This is a genomic window from Clostridium sp. cel8, assembly GCF_014050525.1.
Classification (GTDB): Bacteria; Bacillota; Clostridia; order Clostridiales; family Clostridiaceae; genus Clostridium_B.
This window is the reverse complement of the sequence record NZ_JACGAG010000002.1, coordinates 216,819-236,892: the sequence shown is the minus strand read 5'-3', so window position 1 is coordinate 236,892 and position 20,074 is coordinate 216,819. Positions and strand designations below refer to the sequence as shown.

Below are 20,074 nucleotides of genomic sequence, written 5' to 3'. Positions count from 1 at the left end.
ATGTTTAAAAATTATATTGCAAGTAAATCACTGTTGTAATCATTTGTTGAACAAGCTTTATTTTCAATGTTGCAATATGGCTTTATTTTATAATTTGACGTAATTATGGTGTTTTTCAATGTAGTGTTTCTACCTATAGTTACATTATCCCATAATATACTTTTATAAACATTGCAGTTAGAATCTATAGAAGTTCCATTTCCTATAATTGTATAAGGACCTATCTTACAATTGTCCTTTATAACTACATTATTTCCTATAAACACAGGGCCTACTATATGTGAACTTGAACTTATACTTATATTTTTACCATTTATTATAAGATTATTTATGTTGAAAGATTTTTTATCTTTTGACATAGTTTTATAATAATCTAATAATGTGTCTGTATTGGCTTTAACATATTTTTTTATTGTTCCTATATCAATCCAATAATCTGAATACTTATATGCTGCCATTTTATAGCCCTTTCTTAAGAGACGTGGATAAGTATCTTTTTCTATAGATACAATTTCATTTTTAGGTATTTCATTTAATACTTCTGGTTCAAAAATGTATATACCTGCATTTATCCATTTTGAATTTGTTTCACCTATTTTTGGCTTTTCTTTAAATGCGCTTATATAGTTATCTTTGTCAAATTCTATTACACCATATTGTGAAGGATCTTTAACTTCTGTCATTGCTATAGATACCTTAGCATGTTTCTTTTTATGATAATTTATAAAATCATCATAAGGTATGTTTGAAATTATATCTGAATTTAAAATTAAAAATGTGTCATCAAAGAATTTTTCAGAATTTTTTATTGCACCTCCAGTTCCAAGAGGCAAATCTTCTGATATATATTTTACTTTTACACCTAATTTTTCCCCATTTCCTATATAGTTTTTTATATATTGAGGTTTATAGCATGTACTTAGTATAACTTCGTTTATTCCATATTTTTTTAATTTGTTTATGGTTCGTTCAAGAAGAGGTGTACCCATTATTGGAACCATAGGTTTTGGAAGATTGTCAGTCAAAGGTCGAAGTCTAGTACCTTTGCCACCAGCTAAAAGTAATGCTTTCATTGAAATTCCCCCTTGTATAAAAATATAATTTTTTATATGACAAATAAATATATAAAAATAAATATAAATATACAAAATAAAGTAATTTAATATTATTATTAATTTTTACATATAAAGTATGAAGATATTTAGATTATAATTAAAAATTTTAGTAAAATAGAAAATTTTAAGATAAATAGCTAGATATCAAACTCGTTTAGTATAATATCAGTCTAGAAGTGAAATCTAAATTGTATTTTAAATTGATGCATTATACTGATAATTAGCACTCTATAATGATGTCTGCTGATAATGATATTCTACTGCATAGATATTATGATGTCAAGTATTTGATAAATTATGGAATAAAATAAAAATAATATTAAAAATATATAGTAAAAAGATAAAATAATTAGAAATAACTAGTTAATTGATATATAATAATATTTGTGTTAAATAGTGAATTTAATTTTAAATTTTACTAAGTTATAATAGAGGAGGAAATTTATGAAAAGAAAATTAAGTGTTTTTTTAACTGGATTCATTGTTATTATTTCTATGCTATTTGCAGCAGGATGTTCAAATAGTAGTAATTCTAAAGTAGATTCAAATAGCAAACAGTCTGAAACTAAAATTAAAGTTGCAACTTTGAAAGGACCTACTGGAATAGGCATGGTAAAACTTATGAATGATAATAAATCAGATTATGATATTTCACTATATGATTCTCCAGATCAAGTTGTGTCAAAAATTGTAGCAGGTGATGTCGATATAGCTGCAGTGCCTTCAAATTTAGCAGCAGTTTTATATAATAAAACTAAAGGTAATGTAGAATTAGCTGCGATAAATACACTTGGAGTATTGTATGTAGTTGAAAATGGAAATTCAGTTAATAATATAAGTGATTTAAAAGGCAAAACTATATACTCTAGTGGTAAAGGTTCTGTTCCAGAGTTTGCTTTAAACTATATATTAAAACAAAATGGAATAGATCCTGAAAAAGATGTAACTATTGATTATAAAATGACACATAGCGATCTTGCTGCAGCAGTTGCTTCAAAGAAAGTAAATTTAGCACTACTTCCAGAGCCATTTGTAACCACTACTAAAATCAAAGACAAGGATTTAAATATCCAATTAAATCTAACTGAAGAATGGAATACTGCATCAAAGGGAAAAAGTAAGTTAATTATGGGAGCAATTATATTTAATAAAGATTTTGCAGATAAAAATAGTGAGGCTGCTAACAAGTTTTTAGAAGAATATAAAAAATCTGTAGAATTTGTAAATAATAATAAAGAAGATGCAGCAAAGCTTGTGGAAAAGTATGGTATAATTTCAAATTCCAAAATTGCCGAAATGGCAATACCAAGATGTAATATAGTATTTATAAGTGCACAAGATGGCAAAACGTCATTAGATAACTTTTATAATGTGTTAATTAGCGATGATCCAAAATCTATTGGGGGAAAATTACCTGATGAAAAATTCTATTACACTGGAAGTAAAAGTAATTAGAAAAGTAACTATTATAGCATTTTGGATTGGATTATGGGAAGTTTTTTCTATTATTATAGGGAATGGGATTTTATTGCCGTCTCCATTTGAAGTAGTAAAATCTCTTTCATTTCTTATAAAAAAAGAGTATTTTTGGAAAAGTATCCTTGGTACTTTGATAAGGGTAATATCAGGAGTATCAATATCAATAGTATTGGGAATTTGCCTTGGTATACTTGCAGGTGTTATAAGTTTTATAGAAGAATTTTTACAGCCTGTAGTTGTAAGCATAAAGGCCACACCGGTGATGTCTATAATAATAATAGCTTTAGTTTGGTTTACATCTTCTAATGTGGTAATATTTACAGCAATACTTATATGTTTTCCAATAGTTTATACCAATGTACTTGAAGGAGTAAAGTCTGTAGATGAAAATCTTATACAGATGGCTAAGCTTTACAAAGTAAAAAAAAGATACATATTGAAAGATATATATATCCCTCAATTAAGCAATTATATTATATCTGGTATATTTATGTGCATGGGTATAGGGTGGAAGGTTTCAGTTGCATCAGAAGTTTTAAGTACACCAAAGTATTCTATAGGAATAAATATACTTAATGATAAGAGTATGCTTGAAACATCAGAATTATTTGCATGGACTGTTGTAGTTATATTGTTGAGTTTTATCTTTGAAGGATTATTCAAATGTTTTATCAATATGCTAAAAAAGAAGTATTAATAAAGGATGATATTTTTGAAAAATAAAATAGATAGTAAATTTGAAATTGAGATAGAAAATCTGTGTAAATTTTATGGTGAAAATCAAATCTTTAAGAAGTTCAATATGAAATTTATAAAAGGTAAAATTACAGTTATTTTAGGACATTCTGGATCTGGAAAGACTACTCTTTTAAATATAATAGCAGGAATAGACAGACAATACTCAGGAAGTGTAGTTGTTAGGTCTTCCAATGTGTCATATGTATTTCAGGAAAACAGGCTTATTAATAATTTAAGTGTATATGACAATATTTCTTTCGTACTCAAATCAAATCTCCATGGACAATATTTAAAATCTGAGATTTATAAATATTTAGACGTTGTAGAGATGAATAAATACAAGGATATGTTTCCAAAACAACTTAGCGGAGGAATGAAAAGACGAGTATCTCTTGCAAGAAGTATTGCCTACAATGGGGATTTATTACTTATGGATGAACCCTTTAAAGGGTTAGACAGTGAACTTAAAGATAGAATCATAGATAGATTTTTGAATATACATAGTGAAAGATGCGATACTATTATAATGGTAACTCATGATAAGTATGAAGCGGAAAAGTTTGGAGATATAATTTATTCTATAAATTTATAATTAATTCTAAATTTTAATAGTATGAATAATATAATTTAATTAGTTGGATACTAAAAAGGTATTCAACTAATTATTTTAATATTATAAATAAAAATTATTAATTAATATTGATTGTTAAATAATTTTATGTTAATATACTTATAGAGGAATAGAATATGAAAAGTTTATTAGGAGATGATTTTATGAATAATAAAGTTGATATATTTACAAGTAGTACATGTCAATATTGTCATATGGCAAAGGAATTTTTCAAAGAAAACAATGTGGATTTTGTAGAGCATAATATAACTACAGATCCTGAAGCTAGAAAAGAGCTTGTTGCTAAAGGATATAGGGGAGTACCTGTTATAGTTATAAATGGAGAATATATACTTGGATTTGATAAAAATAGGATATCTAGCTTATTAGGACTTTAGTTGGTTTAAATATTTATAAACTTCATGCTTCCATAGCAAAAGTGTGTGATAATATCACACACTTTTGTTATGGAAATTATATTAATTATATTTGTTTCATAGAAGTAAGATTTTGAATATTTTGTATAAGTTTTTCTCTCTCATCTGTAATGTTTTTTATCTTAGAAATATTATGATCTAATGTTTCATTTCTATATAGTGCTGATTTCAAGTTATTTTCAAGCTCTTTTATTTCAATTGATTTTTCTTTTATAATTTGATTATACATGCTATCTATAAGTTTCTTTTGATTGAATAATTTATTTGAGTAGTATATACTTGATGATATAAATTGTTTTATATATTTTAAAAACTTCTTAAAAAAAATTTTCATGTTATCACCTATAAATGATTTTACAAAATTCTTTATATGAGTGCAATAATAAATTTATTATTTTAAACTTAGAAAGGGTTTTATGGATAGTAATAAATTATTTTTAAAGATTATACATAAGTATGAAAAAATGAAGAAAAACAAAGTAGTAAAGCTAAATAAGAAAATAGATAAGTTGCATGATGAAATTGAAAAAGAAAATATTAAATATAAGGATTTATTAAAATTAAGAGAAACTGTTAAAATACGAAAATCAGAAACAGAATATAAGTATAATATGTTAATTATGATATTAAAATCAAGAGGAATAATATTTGAGATACAAACTAAATATAGTATAAAAGAGTGGGAAAATTTATATATAAAATTTATTGATGAAAGATATAAATTGATAAACAAAAAAGGATGTATTGTATATGAAATTGAAGACAAGTACTATAGTACTATAGAACATATAATTAAAAATTATAAATATAGCATAGTAGTTATAAGAAAAGATGCATATTTTTACAAATTACAATTAAGAATAATTTAAATGCTAATATAGTACTTAGTACTTATTCTCTTTGAATATTCTATTATATAATACTTGAAAAACCTTCTCCTAACACTTCATTTATTTCATTTACTGTTATAAATGCTTTAGAATCTATTTTTGTTATGTACTCTTTAAGTTTTAAGAATTGTTTCCTATCTAATATTGTGGTTATAACCTCATTGTCATTATTTTTGTATGCACCTTTTGCATAATAGATAGTTGCACTTCTATTTAATTCATTTACAATATATTTTTTAATATCATTACATTCCGAACTTATTATAGCTACTTGTTTGTAAGTATTTAAAGTTAATATAACTCTATCTATTATTGTTGAATTTAAAATTATTCCTAAAATAGCATACATACCACGATCTATGCCAAATACAATCGAAGCCATTATTGCAACTATTATATCTGGAATCAATACAGATTTTCCTATGCTTATTTTTGTATATTTGTTTATTATCTTAGCTATTATATCAGTTCCGCCTGTAGAAGCACCTTTGTTAAATACTATACCCATACCTGCTCCACATATAAGTATGCCAAATATTAATTGAAGCAGTGTATCACTACTGAAAGGCTTTAATTCTGGATAGATATTCTGCATAATAAGTATCATAAGGGATATTGAAAAACTGCACGCTATAGTTTTACCTCCGAAAATTGGACCTATTACAATAATACCTATTAAAAATAGAACAATTTCCATACACATCATAAATAATCCAATAGGTATACTTGGAAATATACTATTTATTATTATAGCTGCACCACTTATTCCACCAGCGGCTATGTGACATGGTGCAAGAAAAAAATAAGTGCCAAATGATACCAAAAAGCAACCCAAAAGTAGTGAAAGTATATCTTTTAATTTTTTCAACATATAAAACTCCTCTCTAAATTATATTTCTATTATTATTTAAATAATACACTAAAAAAGAACATATAAAACCTAAGTTAAATCTTACTCAGATTCATATATGCTCTCATTACATACAGTATTAAGATGTATGTATGTCTTTTAAAATAATGTGGTAATTATAATAATTTCTCAACCTGAACCTCATAGTTCCCATCAGGAGATTCTACAGTTGCTCTCTCTCCAACTTTTAATCTAAATAGTGCCTTACCAAGAGGTGATTCTATACTTATCTTCATATTCTTAACATCAGCTTCCACAGAACTTACCAGTGTAACTTCTTCTGTTTCATCTATATCAAAAAATCTTACTAGTGCAGTTTTATTTATATCAAATACATCTGCATCAGAAGAACTTTCTATTATTACAGCATTTTTAAGCTGATTTTCTAATTCTTGTATTCTAGTTTCTGTCATAGACTGATCATCTTTAGCAGCACTATAATCTGCATTTTCACTAAGATCACCTTGTGCACGAGCTGACTTAAGAGCAGCTTTAATTTCAACTCTTTTGACGGTTTTTAAATATTCAAGCTCATCCTCTAATTTTTTCTTTCCTGACTCTGTTAATATTATATTCTGCATGAAAATCACCTACTATTCTAAATTTATGATATATCATTATGAAAAATATATAAATTAACTACATTACTTATAATATTATAATATTAGTAGTGGGATATTACAAGAGATATTATGCTATAATATTAATTAAGATTTGATACTGAATTAGGGGGGATTTATTTATGCCAAAAGAGTTTTATATAAAAAGTGGAAAAATAATGATTAATTTTAATGAAAAATTTTGTGATTCTTCTGAGAAATTATTTGAAAGTTCTGCATTTAAAACTGTATTTTTGAAGTATTTGAGTAAAATAAAGAATAAAAACAGTAGTATATATAGATATATTTATGAAACTACTAAAATTGATGATGTGGAAAAGCTTGAAGATGCCATAACAAATATATTTAAATTTCTTATGGCATTTGATTCTAAACATATTGCAAGTTTCAATTTTAATTGTAAAGAATTATTTTATGATAAAGACAAATTTATATCATTTATAGAAGATTTTTATAAATTTTGGAGAAAGTTAGAGAGATATACTATTATAAAAAATGATAAGCAGGAAGAGGAATTTGGAGATAGAAGTTTTATAGATGCAAATATTATAGATGCAAACAATAGATTTTCTAAGCTTATTCTCGATACATACAGAAAGATAGAAGAAAATATCTTATGTACTAAGCCTCAGATATACAGACAGCTGCCGGCAGGTGGCAATGTTGGATTAGTATTGGGAAAAGCTTCATGGCCTTATCCTAAAGATTATAAATGTCTCCGCAATATACCATTTATTGAATCTGTAATATTAGATCCTCCATTTATAATATATCCTAAGAAAAATACAAGAACTGGAATGTTTGAAGAAACTTGTGAAAATCCACTTAAAGAATGTAAAACTATTAATCCTGAACATTGGTTTTGTTATCCAGCTAAGGTGGGAAATCTTTTAGCTTATATATACTTTCATAGGGACTTTATGGGACATGGAGTTACCCTATGCAATTTATTTGAAATTGCTAAAAAAGAAGAGTATATAAATAAAAAACCTGATATAGTTTATGTATTTGGAGTTAGAGATAATTCTGAGAATATGAGAACTATTTTTTATGATGATGAAGAAAATGATATAATGCTTGGATATATAAATTACAATGATGCTATAGACTATTTTGGATATATGAAGAAAATGACATTGACTCTTCACAATTTGATAATGATAAAAAATAGATGTCTACCTATTCATGGAGCAATGGTGAATATACTTACAAGAGATAATAAAACTGCAAATATAATCATAATGGGGGACAGTGGAGCAGGAAAATCTGAAAGTCTTGAAGCTTTAAGGCAGTTAAGCGAAGAATATATAAATGATATGAAAATAATATTTGATGATATGGGTGCTTTAAAGCTTGGAGATGATGGGAAGATATTAGCTTATGGAACTGAAATAGGTGCCTTTGTTAGATTGGATGATTTGGATGTCGGTTATGCATTTAGGGAAATAGATAGAAGTATATTTATGAATCCAGATAAAATAAATGCAAGATTAGTTATTCCAGTTGCAAGTTATAATCAAATAACATTAGGATATCCTGTGGATTTGTTCCTATATGCAAATAATTATGAAGATAAAGAGGAAATTGAATTTTTTGATTCCTATGATAAAGCAATAGATGTATTTAAAAAGGGTGCTAGAATAGCTAAGGGAACTACATCTGAAAAGGGTCTTGTAAAAACTTATTTTGCAAATCCATTTGGGCCTGCTCAAAGACAGGAAGTTATGAATAATCTTTTAGATGTATATTTTAAAGCATTTTTTAAAAATGGTATAAAAGTTGGACAAATTAGAACAAAATTAGGAATACCAGGTAAAGAAAAGGAAGGACCAAAAAAAGCTGCTTTGAAATTATTAGAAGAGATAAAAAATATTGATAAATAATTACTAATTAATTATAGCCCATAAATTATTTATGGGCTGATTTTTTGCTTTTAGCAATTTCAACAGAAACACGTCTTCCTTGAAATTTTTTACCATTTGTTCTTTTTAAAATAATAGAAGCGACACTTTCTGGTGCATTTATAAAAGTGAATTTATTTAATATATCTATGTCACCTATTTCATGTGCTTCTACTGAAGAGGTTTCATTTATAAATTTAATCAACTTTCTTGGAGTTAGATTATCTAGTCTTCCAATTGATAAAAATAATCTTATTTCCTTATCTACATCTCTATCTATAGAATTTTCTTTATAGTCAAAACTTATCTCATTGTCAAAAACAATTTTCATAAGAGCAGCTGCAACATCTACTAGATTGTATTCATCATCAAGTTCAGTAGCAAAAGGAATAAATTTCTTAAAGTTATCTTCACTAAGAGTGCTTTTTACTTTATCTGCTATGTGTTTATATTTTGCTTCAAATATATCATCGACTGTTGGTACTTCTTTTCTTTTTATTTTGCTCTTTGTAAATTTTTCTATTTGCTTTAGAAGTATATATTCTCTTGGTGTAACGAGAGAATAGGCTATGCCTTCTTTATTTGCTCTACCAGTTCTTCCTATTCTGTGTACATAATATTCTGTATCTTGAGGGAGATCGTAATTTATAACATGGGATATATTCTCTACATCTATTCCCCTTGCAGCTACGTCAGTTGCCACTAAGAATTCTAGAGTCCCATTTTTAAATTTTCTAAGAGTATTTAATCTTTGATTTTGATTCATGTCACCGTGCATACCTTCTACATTATAGCCTCTTGCTTGCATTGATTCTACAAGTTCATCTACACCTCGTTTTGTCTTACAAAATATTATAGCACTGGAAGGTTCATCTACATCTAGTATTCTACATAATGATTCAAATCTGTCTTTATGTTTAATTTCATAATAATACTGTTTTATCTTTTCTACAGTTAAAGTGCTTTTTTCTATTTTGATATATTTAGTATCTTTGCTCATATAATTTGAAGCTAATTTTTTAATTTGATTTGGCATAGTAGCAGAAAATAATAAAGTTTGCCTATTTGAATTTGTACTTTTTATTATAAATTCTATGTCATCTATAAATCCCATATTAAGCATTTCATCGGCTTCATCTATTATCAAAAATTGTATTTTACTCAAATTTAATGTATGTCTGTTTATATGATCAATTATTCTTCCAGGAGTACCAACTACTACATCTACACCTCGTTTTAGGGATTTTATTTGTCTTTCAATAGGCTGCCCTCCATATAGTGGGAGAAGCTTTGTTTTTTTAAATTTACCAAGTTTACTCAACTCATCATTTACCTGAATTGCAAGTTCGCGTGTAGGTGTGAGTATTAAGGTCGATATATTTTTACTGTTAGTATCTATCTTACTAAGCATGGGAGCCCCAAAGGCTAAGGTTTTCCCAGTACCTGTCTGTGCCTGACCTATTACATCATAACCTTCTAATATTATTGGAATGGATTCAGCTTGGATTTGAGAGGGTTCTTCGAATCCCATAGCATCTATAGATTGAAGTACTTTGGGATGTAAGTTTAAATCATTAAAACTAATATTACTCATTAAAATTCCTCTTTCTTTTTTATAGTACAAAACAAAGTCTATCATAACATAGTATACCAATAATATCAAACTTTAATTCAATAGGTTAATAAAAATTTCAGATATTCATTTTATTTAAGTATATCTATACTATATGATATAATGTAATATAAATAATGTACTATAAGAATTTTACTTTAAGAGGAGACTTATATGTTTGACGCAGTTGAAAAAGTTTTATCCAATGGAATAAAGCTTATAACAGTGAAAAATAATACTCGTATTTCAGCTTTACATATTGGATTTAAAATAGGGTCTATGTATGAGAAAACTAATGAAATAGGAATGTCACATTTTATTGAACACATGATTTTCAAAGGAACTAAATCCAGAAGTAACCAAAGATTAAATCAAGATTTGGAAAATCTAGGCGGAGAGTATAACGCTTATACAAACTGTGACTGTACAGTATACAGTATTACAAACTTACAGGAAGAATTGGAAGATTCTATTGAAATTATGTCTGATATGATACTTCATCCTTCTTTTAAGAAAGATGAAATTGAAAAAGAAAGAAAAGTTATAATATCGGAAATAAAATCTATTAAAGATGATATAGAACAGTTTAGTTTTAGGCAGATAAATAAAATAGCTTTTAAAAATAGTCCACTTAGATATGATACTTGTGGAAGTGAAGATAGCATAGAAAAATTTACTAGAAAAAATTTAGTTGAGTTTTATAATAAATATTATGTTCCAAATAATTGTTTTATATCCATAGTATCAAATTATGACCATGAGTATGTTTATAATTTAGTTTTAAAGTATTTTAAGGATTGGGAATATAGAGATTTGGAAAAAAGAAAGGTCATTGTAGAGAAAAATTTACCTGGCAAAAAGGTTGAATATAGAAGAGATATTGAACAATGTAGTGTAATGTTTTTATTTACATTTCATGGGTTGAATGAAAAACAAGAACTTGCACTTAGAATATTAAATCATAAACTAGGAGAGAGTCCAAATTCACTATTGTTTAGAAAGCTAAGAGAGGAGAAGGGGCTTGCATATGATGTATATACAGATCTTGATTTGACAGATAATATAAAAACATTGTATATATATACATCTGTTAGTGAAGAAAATGTTGAAACTACAATTAGTGTGATACTAAAGTGTATTGAGGATATAAAAAATGAAAAAATATTATTTGACAATAATACTATTTCACTTATGAAAAAATCTTTAAAAACATCAGTAGCATTTACATTAGAAGATAGTACTGATATTGGAGAATATGTTTTAATACAATCTATGGAAAACAAAAATATATTTAAGTTTAATGACGATATAAAAGAAATGGATAATATAACAAAAGAAGATATATATGATGTATCAAGGAAGGTATTTAGAGGAGCTACTATTTATGTTTTAAAGAAAACTGTATAGAAGAATTTCTAGTTAAATTTAAAATATAAAAAATTTTTTTAATAAATACAATTTTAATAAATACAAAAGGAGATAAATTCTATTTCTTATGTGTAAAAAAATAGTAACAGAAATAAAATTACAAAGTAGAAATAAGAAAAGAGTAAATGTATATGTAAATGATGAATTTTCTTTTTCATGTAGTACTGAAATTGTATATAAATACAATATATACAAAGGGAAAAATATAGATGAGGATTTATTAAAAAACATAATTGAAGAAGATGATTATATAAAATGTAAGAACCTAGCTCTTAGAATTATAGAGAGAAATTTCAAAACGGAAAAACAAATTTATGATAGACTTGTAAAAGAGGAGTACAATATAAAAACTATAGAAAGAACTTTAAATTTTTTAAAACAGTATAAATTTATAGACGATTATAAATTTGCTAAAATGTGGATAAAAGAAAAAATAAATCATTTCGGAAAAAATAAAATAAGATATGAACTTGTAAAGAAAGGTATATCTGAAGATATAATAGAAACTGAAATGGAATCTATAGATGAATCAGTGTATAAAAATGGAATTCTCAAATTGTGTATTAAAAAGTATAAAACTATGCATAAGGATAGGGAAAGTATGTCAAGTGCTTATAGAAAATTAGGTAATTATCTTCTTGGAAGAGGATATAATATAGAATTAATTAGAGAAACATTAAAAAAGGTTATAAATAAAGAAGATTTTGTTAAAAAAGAAATTTACAGTAAAAAAGATGAAAATAATATATATTCAATTGCAAAAAAAAGGTATAATATAATAGCAAGGTCTGAAAATGATGTTAACAAGTTAAAGAGAAAGTTAAGTCAATATCTTATGAGACGTGGGTATTTATGGGAAGATATAAAACCAATTTTGAAAACAATTTTAAATGAAAATAGGAAAATATGAAATTTGATTTTATTTGTAATTTTGAGAATATGTTTTTACAAGGCAATGTTTAAAAGGTGGTTGTTATTATGAAAATCAATCCCGTAACAATTATGATATTTATAATTTTTTTGTATCCAATTTTAAAGGGATTTTTGTTTAAATTCTCTTCTAGGGATTTAAAACAGGATATAGATGATGTAAATAGAAATATATGTTTCATTATATCTATAATATCAGGTATATATCTTGGGAAAAAAATATTTATAGAACATGATAATGGTATATATGAAAATATATATACTCATATACCTGAGTATGTTATAAATTATTTACAAAGTAATAATTTGATAATATATGTTGCTGTAATACCTGCTATCGTATTTATAATATATAGAATTATAAAGTTGATATTGGATTTGCTTAATTATTTTACTATTTATCCTGCTTTAGATGGCATAGAAAGATTTCTAATGTCTAAGAGTAATATATTTAAGAGAGTAACGGGAATGATATTCCAACTGCCTAAGGCAGTGTGTTATGTACTTATTGTTGCAGTTGTGCTCAATATAATGTCTATGCTTAATTTAAGCAATAAATTAAGTGGATACCTTGAAACTTCCAAGCCTTATAAATCAATTTGCCAGAATGTTATAATACCTGTTAGCAATTCCACAATTGCAAAACAACTGCCTAATATATTGAACAATTCTTTTAGAATAGTAATAAAGGATAATAACTCTGAAAAACAAATACAATTTGATACTTCAACTCCGTTAAAACAAATAAATAATGGAAAAACTATAGTTTACTATAATGGTGTGACTCTTGATGAAGGTGTAAAATCAAATCCTGAAATTGATAGGTTTGCTAAAAACCTTGGATCTGAGGGAACCAACACTAGGGAAAAAGCTGAAATGCTTTATAATTGGATAGGGTCAAATATATCTTACGATTACGATAAAGCAAATAGAGTTTTAAATAATGACTTTAATGTAGAATCTGGAGCGATACCAACGTTTAGAACTCGCAAGGGGATTTGTTTTGATTATGCTTCACTTTATGTAGCTATGGCTAGAGCAAATAATATAAGAGTAAGACTTATAACTGGAGAAGGATTTAATGGCATAAGCTGGGTAAGTCACGCTTGGAATCAAGTGTATATTCCTGAAGAGGGCAAATGGATAAATGTAGATCCGACTTTTTATAAAGGTGGAAATTACTTCGATAGTGCTAGGTTTAATATTGACCATAAAAATTCACAAATAGCTGGAGAATGGTAGGCATGGGAATATGGACTTAAATTAATATTACATTGTTTTATTTGGATTTAGAATAATTTTTAAGCAATATGTTTATAGCCCTTTCACAATCAGAATCTGAGTTGTCTAAAGACCATGCGGTATTAAAAGATAATAGTGCTTTTTTATTATTTTTTAGCATTGTATAGCAATATCCTAAATTAAAAAAATATTTACTTTCTTTTTTTAACTTTATGGCTGCTTTTAATTTTGGAATTGCCTTTAAATATTCATTGAGTTTTATAAGGCATACTGCTGAATTGTACAGTGAAGATATCTCATTGTCTTTTACAATTATTGCCTTTTCATACATGGCTATAGCTCTTCTATAATCTTTGTCTTTGTAATATTCATTTGCTTTTTGAAAGTAGTTCATCTTTTTCCTCCTCTAATATGTATTAATAAAATTCAATGAAGTCTTTTGTATATTTAAGTGTTTCATATAGTAATTTATATCCATTTTTCTAAAAAATATTCCTTTGTCTTTGGAGTAATTTTGGAGTAATATGTTTTAATATTGTAAATTATAAAATCAATTTTGAATTTAAATTATGGTAATACAGGAGATGAGGTTTTATTGATTCAAAGTGCACTACAGATTTTGCATAAATATTATGGATATAGAAGTTTTAGAAAGGATCAGGAAGATATAATAAAAAGTATATTAAATAAAAAAGATACATTGGCAATAATGCCTACTGGAGGAGGTAAGTCCATATGTTATCAGATACCTGCATTAATTTTTCAGGGAATTACAATTGTAATATCGCCACTAATTTCTCTTATGAAAGATCAAGTTGATAGTATAAGAGATCTTGGAATAAGTGCTGATTACATAAATAGCTTACTTGATAAAGATGAGATAGAATATATAGTATCAAAATTAAAGAAAAATTCTATTAAAATATTGTATGTTGCACCTGAAAGACTTGAATCCACTAGCTTTTATAATACGATTAAAAATATGAATATATCCCAAGTTGCTATAGATGAAGCACATTGTGTATCACAGTGGGGACATGATTTTAGAAGCAGTTATAGATATATATGGAAATTTATAGATAGTTTAGAGAAAAGACCTGTAGTAACAGCATTTACAGCTACTGCAACTCAAGAAGTAAGAGAAGATATTGTAAAACAGATTAAGCTTCAAGATCCGAGAGTTTTTATATCAGGATTCGATAGGAAAAATTTGAGAATTAGTTGTTTAAAAATAGGTGATAGATTTTCTCATATGCTTAAGTACATAAAAGAGAATTCAAAACAATCTGGAATAATATATGCAGCAACTAGAAAATCAGTAGACAGTATTTATGAAAAATTTCTTAAAAACCATATAAATGTAGTTAGATATCATGCTGGTCTGTCGGATAGTGAACGTAAGAGAGCCCAAGAGGATTTTGTATATGATAGAGTCAGCGTTATAGTTGCAACTAATGCCTTTGGTATGGGAATAGATAAATCAAACGTAAGGTATGTTATTCACTATAATATGCCTAGAAATATAGAGAGTTATTATCAGGAAATAGGAAGAGCAGGAAGAGATGGAGAGATAAGTGATTGTATTTTGTTATTTTCACCCCAGGATGTAGCTACTCAAAAGTATCTTATTGAAAGTAGTGTACAGTCTGAGAGTAGAAAATTAAATGAATATAAGAAACTTCAGCAAATGGTAGACTTTGTACATTATAGTGGATGCCTTAGAAAATATATATTGAATTATTTTGGTGAGAAAGTTCAATGGGAAGAATGCGGAAATTGTAGTAATTGTATGAATGATGGTGAATATACTGATAGAACTATTGATGCTCAGAAGGTTATGTCATGTGTTTATAGAATTAAAAAAGGATTTGGAATAAACATGATAGTTAATGTACTTAGAGGTTCATCTCAGAGAAAGATTATCCAAAATGGATTTCATAGGTTGTCTACTTATGGAATAATGAGAGAATATTCTAAAGAACAGCTTTCAAATTTCATAAATACTCTCATAGCACATGGTTATCTATCTTTAAAAGAAGGTGAATATCCTGTTGTAATTTTAAATAAACAATCTGTTGATGTTTTAAAGGGAAATGCAAAAGTTATTTTAAAAGAAAATGTTAAAATAAAAAAAGTTGTAGTAGATAATGAACTGTTTGATATACTTAGAACACTGAGAAGAGATATATCGTCTAAAGAAGGGATACCTCCATATCTTGTATTTTCAGATAGTACTCTACGAGAGATGAGTATGAGATACCCATGTAATAAGGAACAAATGCTAGATATATCAGGAGTGGGAAGCCTGAAACTTGAAAAGTATGGGGATATGTTTATAGATAAAATAGAAGAATATGTTTTAAAAAACAATATAGATACAAATTGGTCATTTAAGAAAGAGATAGTGAGATCAAATGATACAAAAAAGGAAAATAGGAAATTAAAAACTCACGAAATAACTTTAAATATGATTAGAGAAAATATGGGAGTAGTTGAAGTTGCAAAAAAGAGAGGACTTAAAATATCAACTATATTGACTCATATTATAAAATGTATTGAAAAAGAAGATATTTCCGATTTGAATATTGATTTCTCTGATATATTTACAGAAGATGAGGAAAAAATTATTATGTCAGCTATAGAAAAAGTTGGATTTGAAAGATTGCATCCAATTAAGGAGATAGTTCCAGAAAATATAGATTATGATAAAATAAAATCTGTAATACTTAAAAATTATCTGTGCAATAAAGTCAGTTAATATATTGAAAAGTTTAAAAGATTTAATAGAAATAATATAGAAGGTGAGAAAGTTGGTAAAAGTATATTTTAAACATGTAAAACCACATTCAACAACCGATGAGATAAATAGATGTTCAAAAGAACTTTTAAGTAAAATAGTGGATGAGGAAAAGTTGTCTTTAGAAAAATTTGTACCACTTAAAGTACATTTTGGAGAAGAAGGCAATAAAACATATATACATCCTGAAAATTTCAATGGAATAATAGATTATTTGAAAGAAAATAATGTAGATAGTGTCTTTATTGAAACAAATGCATTGTATAGAGGACAGAGAACTATAAAGGAAAATCATGTAAAGCTCGCAAAAAAACATGGATTTACAAGATTACCAGTTGTAATAGCGGATGGAGAAAGAGGAGAAAATTTTGAACTTATAACTATAAATAAAAAACATTTTAAACAGTGTAAGATAGGAAAAGGTATTGCAGATGCAAAACAGATTATAGTTCTAAGCCACTTTAAAGGTCACACACTTGCTGGATTTGGAGGAGCGGTAAAGCAGCTTGCAATGGGATGTGCTGCAAGAGGTGGCAAATTGGATCAGCATGCAAACTCTAAACCTATAATCATCCCGTTTATGTGCAAATCATGTGGAGTTTGCAAGGCAAATTGTCCAGTAGACGCTATAACTATAAAAAATAGGGCAAAAATAGATAAGGATAGATGCATAGGTTGCTCTTCTTGTCAAGCACTTTGTCCACATAATGCTATTACGAGCAATTGGCTTCAGTCACTTTCTAGATCATTTAATGAAAGATTGGCAGAATATGCTTTTGCAGCTTCAAAAGATAAGAAAAATATATATATAAATTTTGCACTTAATATAACAGCAGGATGTGATTGTGAGGGACATTCCATGCATCCTATAACAAGAGATATAGGAATTTTTGCGTCTACAGATCCAGTAGCTATAGATAAAGCATGTCTTGATAAGCTGAATACTCCTGTAAAATTGGCATTTTCAAGGGGAATTAAAACCCTTAATTATGGAGAAAAGATAGGTCTTGGGAGTAAAAAATATGATTTAATTAGTTTGTAGTGTTAGATAGTTGTTATTATAAATATGGTGCTGTCGCGTTAATTATTTAGTGCGACAGCTATCTTATTAATATTTAAACTACATTGCATATTTACGAATATTCCTTTTTTTATCTATATCTAAGGATTCACTAACCTGTGTCATAGAAATTGGATCTAATATTTTTCCCAATTCTTCAGAAGTTAAAATGCCCTTTTTTAAAACAATTTCTTTAACTTGTTTTCCAGTCTTTAAAGCCTCTTTTGCAATATCTGTAGCTTCTTTGTATCCGATATAAGGACATAATGCTGTTGCTATTCCAACACTGCTATTTAAAAGATACTCACATCTTTCTTTGTTGGCAGTTATTCCTGAAATACAGTTATCTATAAATGTATTAGTAACATTTTTTAAAGTTTCTATAGATTCAAATAAGTTGTAGAAAAGTACTGGCTCAAAAGCATTGAGTTCTAATTGACCTGCTTCAGCTGCCATAGTTATTGTAAAATCATTTCCTATAATGTTAAAGGCAACTTGAGAAACTACTTCTGGAATAACAGGATTTATTTTACCAGGCATAATTGAGGATCCATTTTGTTTTGCAGGTAAATTTATTTCCACTATGCCAGTTTTAGGACCACTTGATAGCAATCTTAGATCATTTGCCATTTTAGATAGATTTACTGCACATGTTTTTAAAACACCAGATACAGTTACTAATCCATCAAGGTTCTGGGTTGCATCAATTAAGTCTTCTGCTTGATATACATTAAATCCTGTTACCTCTCTAAGATTAGAAATAATATTATTTAAATATTTTGAACTTACATTAATAGAAGTTCCAATAGCAGTTGCTCCAATATTTAATTTAAGCATTTCTTTTTTAGCTTTATTTAATCTATAAATATCACGTTTTATCATTGATGCAAAAGCATGAAATGATTGACCAAGTCTAATTGGGACTGCGTCTTGAAGTTGAGTCCTTCCCATTTTTATAATATTATTAAATTCTAAAGATTTTAACTCAAGAGCGTCATATAAACGTTGAAGTTCTGAAATTGCTCTTGGTAGCATTTTTAAGATTGTAATTTTCCCAGCAGTAGGAAATACATCGTTAGTAGATTGAGACATATTTACATGATCATTAGGGTGAACAATAGTGTAATCACCTTTAGTTCCACCAAGTAGTTCAATAGCACGGTTTGCGATAACTTCATTGGCGTTCATATTAGTAGAAGTTCCAGCACCGCCTTGAATTGGATCAACTATGAATTGATTATGAAGTTTTCCTGAAATAATTTCATCACAAGCATTTATAATTGCATTTGCAATTTTTGAATCTAACATACCTGCATCTCTATTTGTAATAGCTGCTGATTTTTTTATCTGGGCTAGACTTACTATAAATTCTGGATTAATTTTTTTATTTGTAATATGAAAATTATTTTTAGCTCTTAATGTTTGAACACCGTAATAGGCATCTACTGGTATTTTCATAATTCCTATTGAATCAGATTCTAATCTTGTTTTCATATAAAATACCTCTTTTCAATTTTTATATTTATGATATAAAGGAGTTTATCATGGTCTAATATTTGTGTAAATGGATAAAGATAAATTGTGAATAAAAAGTAGAAATAGATATGGTGTACTTAATTTTAATTAATTACTGTATAGTTATACTTAATTTTATAAAGTGTGTATTTCACATAAATGAAATTATTCACTTAATATTTTTAAGTAAAACTAGAATAAATTATTGTATATTTGGGCCAAAAACTTTATTATATTAATATATTACTAATAAAGCGACTATACTGTATAAAATTATAAATAGTTTTAGTATTTAATCTATTATAAATTTATAAAAAGAAAAGAGGAAAGTATATGGATAAAATTGATTTAAAGCTTATTGAACTTTTGCAAAAAAATGCCCGTTATTCACTTAAATATTTAGCAAAACAAGTGTTTTTATCAACACCAGCTGTTTCGTCACGTATTTTAAAATTGGAGGAAAAAGGGATAATTACAGGATATTCTGCAAAGGTCAATCCACTAAAATTGGGATATAACATCAAGGCATTTATAAATTTAGAAATGTCACCAAAGCTAAAACCAGAATTTTATCCTTTTGTAGAAGCATGTCCTAATGTAATTGAATGTAACTGTGTAACAGGAAAATATTCAATGATTATAACTGTTGTTTATCATACAACTTTAGAACTTGATGCATTTATTGGTGAATTACAAAAGTTTGGAAATACACAGACTCAAATTGTATTTTCAACAGCAGTTGAACATAGAGGTGTTGAAGTATCTTCTTAGGAAAATAGCAGCAATTTAT

19 protein-coding genes are annotated in these 20,074 nt (G+C 27.0%); 12 read left to right on the top strand and 7 right to left on the bottom strand.

The window, feature by feature from the left end:
* Positions 1-11: 11 nt before the first annotated feature.
* Positions 12-1,073, bottom strand: coding sequence for an NDP-sugar synthase (locus H2684_RS03260; protein WP_182087924.1), 1,062 nt, complete (start codon positions 1,071-1,073; stop codon positions 12-14).
* Positions 1,074-1,559: 486 nt separating this feature from the next.
* Between H2684_RS03260 and H2684_RS03255 the strand changes: the two genes are divergently transcribed.
* From H2684_RS03255 to H2684_RS03240, 4 genes are all read left to right on the top strand, one after another.
* Positions 1,560-2,570, top strand: a complete 1,011-nt coding sequence (locus tag H2684_RS03255) for an ABC transporter substrate-binding protein (protein ID WP_182087923.1) — start codon at positions 1,560-1,562, stop codon at positions 2,568-2,570.
* Positions 2,533-3,291 (top strand): ABC transporter permease subunit, encoded by a 759-nt coding sequence (locus H2684_RS03250; protein WP_182087922.1) that lies wholly within the window; start codon positions 2,533-2,535, stop codon positions 3,289-3,291. The genes H2684_RS03255 and H2684_RS03250 overlap by 38 nt, the downstream gene beginning before the upstream one ends.
* Positions 3,292-3,297: 6 nt before the next feature.
* A complete protein-coding gene (locus tag H2684_RS03245; protein WP_182087921.1) occupies positions 3,298-3,924 on the top strand; it encodes an ATP-binding cassette domain-containing protein in 627 nt (208 codons plus the stop codon).
* 182 nt (positions 3,925-4,106) lie between these two features.
* Positions 4,107-4,340, top strand: a complete 234-nt coding sequence (locus H2684_RS03240) for a glutaredoxin family protein (protein WP_182088055.1) — start codon at positions 4,107-4,109, stop codon at positions 4,338-4,340.
* An 85-nt stretch (positions 4,341-4,425) separates the two neighbouring features.
* Here H2684_RS03240 and H2684_RS03235 read toward each other — a convergent pair whose 3' ends face one another.
* Entirely contained in the window at positions 4,426-4,713 is a 288-nt protein-coding gene (locus tag H2684_RS03235; RefSeq protein ID WP_182087920.1) for a hypothetical protein, read from the bottom strand.
* 82 nt (positions 4,714-4,795) lie between these two features.
* On the opposite strand from H2684_RS03235, the gene H2684_RS03230 reads away from it, so the two are divergent.
* Positions 4,796-5,248: a hypothetical protein gene (locus tag H2684_RS03230; RefSeq protein WP_182087919.1), complete on the top strand. Its 453-nt coding sequence runs from the start codon at positions 4,796-4,798 to the stop codon at positions 5,246-5,248.
* Between the two features lie 43 nt (positions 5,249-5,291).
* On the opposite strand, the gene H2684_RS03225 is transcribed toward H2684_RS03230, so the two are convergent.
* Positions 5,292-6,140 carry a YitT family protein gene (locus tag H2684_RS03225; RefSeq protein ID WP_182087918.1) on the bottom strand — a complete coding sequence of 283 codons (849 nt, stop codon included), beginning with the start codon at positions 6,138-6,140 and terminating at the stop codon, positions 5,292-5,294.
* A 155-nt stretch (positions 6,141-6,295) separates the two neighbouring features.
* Positions 6,296-6,760, bottom strand: a complete 465-nt coding sequence (greA, locus tag H2684_RS03220; RefSeq protein ID WP_182087917.1) for a transcription elongation factor GreA — start codon at positions 6,758-6,760, stop codon at positions 6,296-6,298.
* 161 nt (positions 6,761-6,921) lie between these two features.
* On the opposite strand from greA, the gene H2684_RS03215 reads away from it, so the two are divergent.
* Positions 6,922-8,682 carry a phosphoenolpyruvate carboxykinase gene (locus H2684_RS03215; RefSeq protein WP_182087916.1) on the top strand — a complete coding sequence of 587 codons (1,761 nt, stop codon included), beginning with the start codon at positions 6,922-6,924 and terminating at the stop codon, positions 8,680-8,682.
* Between the two features lie 25 nt (positions 8,683-8,707).
* Here the strand turns inward: H2684_RS03215 and H2684_RS03210 are convergent, their stop codons facing one another.
* A complete protein-coding gene (locus tag H2684_RS03210) occupies positions 8,708-10,294 on the bottom strand; it encodes a DEAD/DEAH box helicase (protein WP_182087915.1) in 1,587 nt (528 codons plus the stop codon).
* A 192-nt stretch (positions 10,295-10,486) separates the two neighbouring features.
* Between H2684_RS03210 and H2684_RS03205 the strand changes: the two genes are divergently transcribed.
* From H2684_RS03205 to H2684_RS03195, 3 genes are all read left to right on the top strand, one after another.
* Positions 10,487-11,719, top strand: a complete 1,233-nt coding sequence (locus tag H2684_RS03205; RefSeq protein WP_182087914.1) for a pitrilysin family protein — start codon at positions 10,487-10,489, stop codon at positions 11,717-11,719.
* An 88-nt stretch (positions 11,720-11,807) separates the two neighbouring features.
* Positions 11,808-12,650, top strand: a complete 843-nt coding sequence (gene recX, locus H2684_RS03200; RefSeq protein ID WP_182087913.1) for a recombination regulator RecX — start codon at positions 11,808-11,810, stop codon at positions 12,648-12,650.
* 68 nt (positions 12,651-12,718) lie between these two features.
* Positions 12,719-13,912: a transglutaminase-like domain-containing protein gene (locus H2684_RS03195; RefSeq protein ID WP_182087912.1), complete on the top strand. Its 1,194-nt coding sequence runs from the start codon at positions 12,719-12,721 to the stop codon at positions 13,910-13,912.
* 37 nt (positions 13,913-13,949) lie between these two features.
* On the opposite strand, the gene H2684_RS03190 is transcribed toward H2684_RS03195, so the two are convergent.
* The gene (locus tag H2684_RS03190; protein WP_182087911.1) at positions 13,950-14,306 is read right to left on the bottom strand and encodes a hypothetical protein; all 357 of its coding nucleotides are present in this window, start codon (positions 14,304-14,306) and stop codon (positions 13,950-13,952) included.
* A 201-nt stretch (positions 14,307-14,507) separates the two neighbouring features.
* On the opposite strand from H2684_RS03190, the gene recQ reads away from it, so the two are divergent.
* Together recQ and H2684_RS03180 are read left to right on the top strand one after the other, a co-directional pair.
* On the top strand, positions 14,508-16,670 hold the full coding sequence (gene recQ / locus H2684_RS03185) for a DNA helicase RecQ (RefSeq protein WP_182088054.1): 2,163 nt from the start codon (positions 14,508-14,510) through the stop codon (positions 16,668-16,670).
* Positions 16,671-16,713: 43 nt separating this feature from the next.
* Positions 16,714-17,751, top strand: coding sequence for a DUF362 domain-containing protein (locus H2684_RS03180; RefSeq protein ID WP_347707509.1), 1,038 nt, complete (start codon positions 16,714-16,716; stop codon positions 17,749-17,751).
* 78 nt (positions 17,752-17,829) lie between these two features.
* Here H2684_RS03180 and H2684_RS03175 read toward each other — a convergent pair whose 3' ends face one another.
* The gene (locus tag H2684_RS03175; protein WP_182087909.1) at positions 17,830-19,263 is read right to left on the bottom strand and encodes an aspartate ammonia-lyase; all 1,434 of its coding nucleotides are present in this window, start codon (positions 19,261-19,263) and stop codon (positions 17,830-17,832) included.
* Positions 19,264-19,617: 354 nt separating this feature from the next.
* Between H2684_RS03175 and H2684_RS03170 the strand changes: the two genes are divergently transcribed.
* Positions 19,618-20,055 (top strand): Lrp/AsnC family transcriptional regulator, encoded by a 438-nt coding sequence (locus tag H2684_RS03170; RefSeq protein ID WP_182087908.1) that lies wholly within the window; start codon positions 19,618-19,620, stop codon positions 20,053-20,055.
* Positions 20,056-20,074 lie beyond the last annotated feature (19 nt).

Excerpts from the sequence above, each read along its gene's own strand:
- H2684_RS03215 (WP_182087916.1), top strand. The coding sequence starts at position 6,922 with ATGCCAAAAGAGTTTTATATAAAAAGTGGAAAAATAATGATTAATTTT.
- H2684_RS03170 (WP_182087908.1), top strand. The coding sequence starts at position 19,618 with ATGGATAAAATTGATTTAAAGCTTATTGAACTTTTGCAAAAAAATGCC.
- H2684_RS03260 (WP_182087924.1), bottom strand. The coding sequence starts at position 1,073 with ATGAAAGCATTACTTTTAGCTGGTGGCAAAGGTACTAGACTTCGACCT.
- H2684_RS03235 (WP_182087920.1), bottom strand. The coding sequence starts at position 4,713 with ATGAAAATTTTTTTTAAGAAGTTTTTAAAATATATAAAACAATTTATA.
- H2684_RS03190 (WP_182087911.1), bottom strand. The coding sequence starts at position 14,306 with ATGAACTACTTTCAAAAAGCAAATGAATATTACAAAGACAAAGATTAT.
- H2684_RS03255 (WP_182087923.1), top strand. The coding sequence starts at position 1,560 with ATGAAAAGAAAATTAAGTGTTTTTTTAACTGGATTCATTGTTATTATT.
- H2684_RS03225 (WP_182087918.1), bottom strand. The coding sequence starts at position 6,140 with ATGTTGAAAAAATTAAAAGATATACTTTCACTACTTTTGGGTTGCTTT.
- greA (WP_182087917.1), bottom strand. The coding sequence starts at position 6,760 with ATGCAGAATATAATATTAACAGAGTCAGGAAAGAAAAAATTAGAGGAT.
- H2684_RS03250 (WP_182087922.1), top strand. The coding sequence starts at position 2,533 with ATGAAAAATTCTATTACACTGGAAGTAAAAGTAATTAGAAAAGTAACT.
- recX (WP_182087913.1), top strand. The coding sequence starts at position 11,808 with ATGTGTAAAAAAATAGTAACAGAAATAAAATTACAAAGTAGAAATAAG.
- H2684_RS03245 (WP_182087921.1), top strand. The coding sequence starts at position 3,298 with ATGATATTTTTGAAAAATAAAATAGATAGTAAATTTGAAATTGAGATA.
- H2684_RS03195 (WP_182087912.1), top strand. The coding sequence starts at position 12,719 with ATGAAAATCAATCCCGTAACAATTATGATATTTATAATTTTTTTGTAT.
- H2684_RS03230 (WP_182087919.1), top strand. The coding sequence starts at position 4,796 with ATGGATAGTAATAAATTATTTTTAAAGATTATACATAAGTATGAAAAA.
- H2684_RS03210 (WP_182087915.1), bottom strand. The coding sequence starts at position 10,294 with ATGAGTAATATTAGTTTTAATGATTTAAACTTACATCCCAAAGTACTT.
- H2684_RS03240 (WP_182088055.1), top strand. The coding sequence starts at position 4,107 with ATGAATAATAAAGTTGATATATTTACAAGTAGTACATGTCAATATTGT.
- H2684_RS03205 (WP_182087914.1), top strand. The coding sequence starts at position 10,487 with ATGTTTGACGCAGTTGAAAAAGTTTTATCCAATGGAATAAAGCTTATA.
- H2684_RS03175 (WP_182087909.1), bottom strand. The coding sequence starts at position 19,263 with ATGAAAACAAGATTAGAATCTGATTCAATAGGAATTATGAAAATACCA.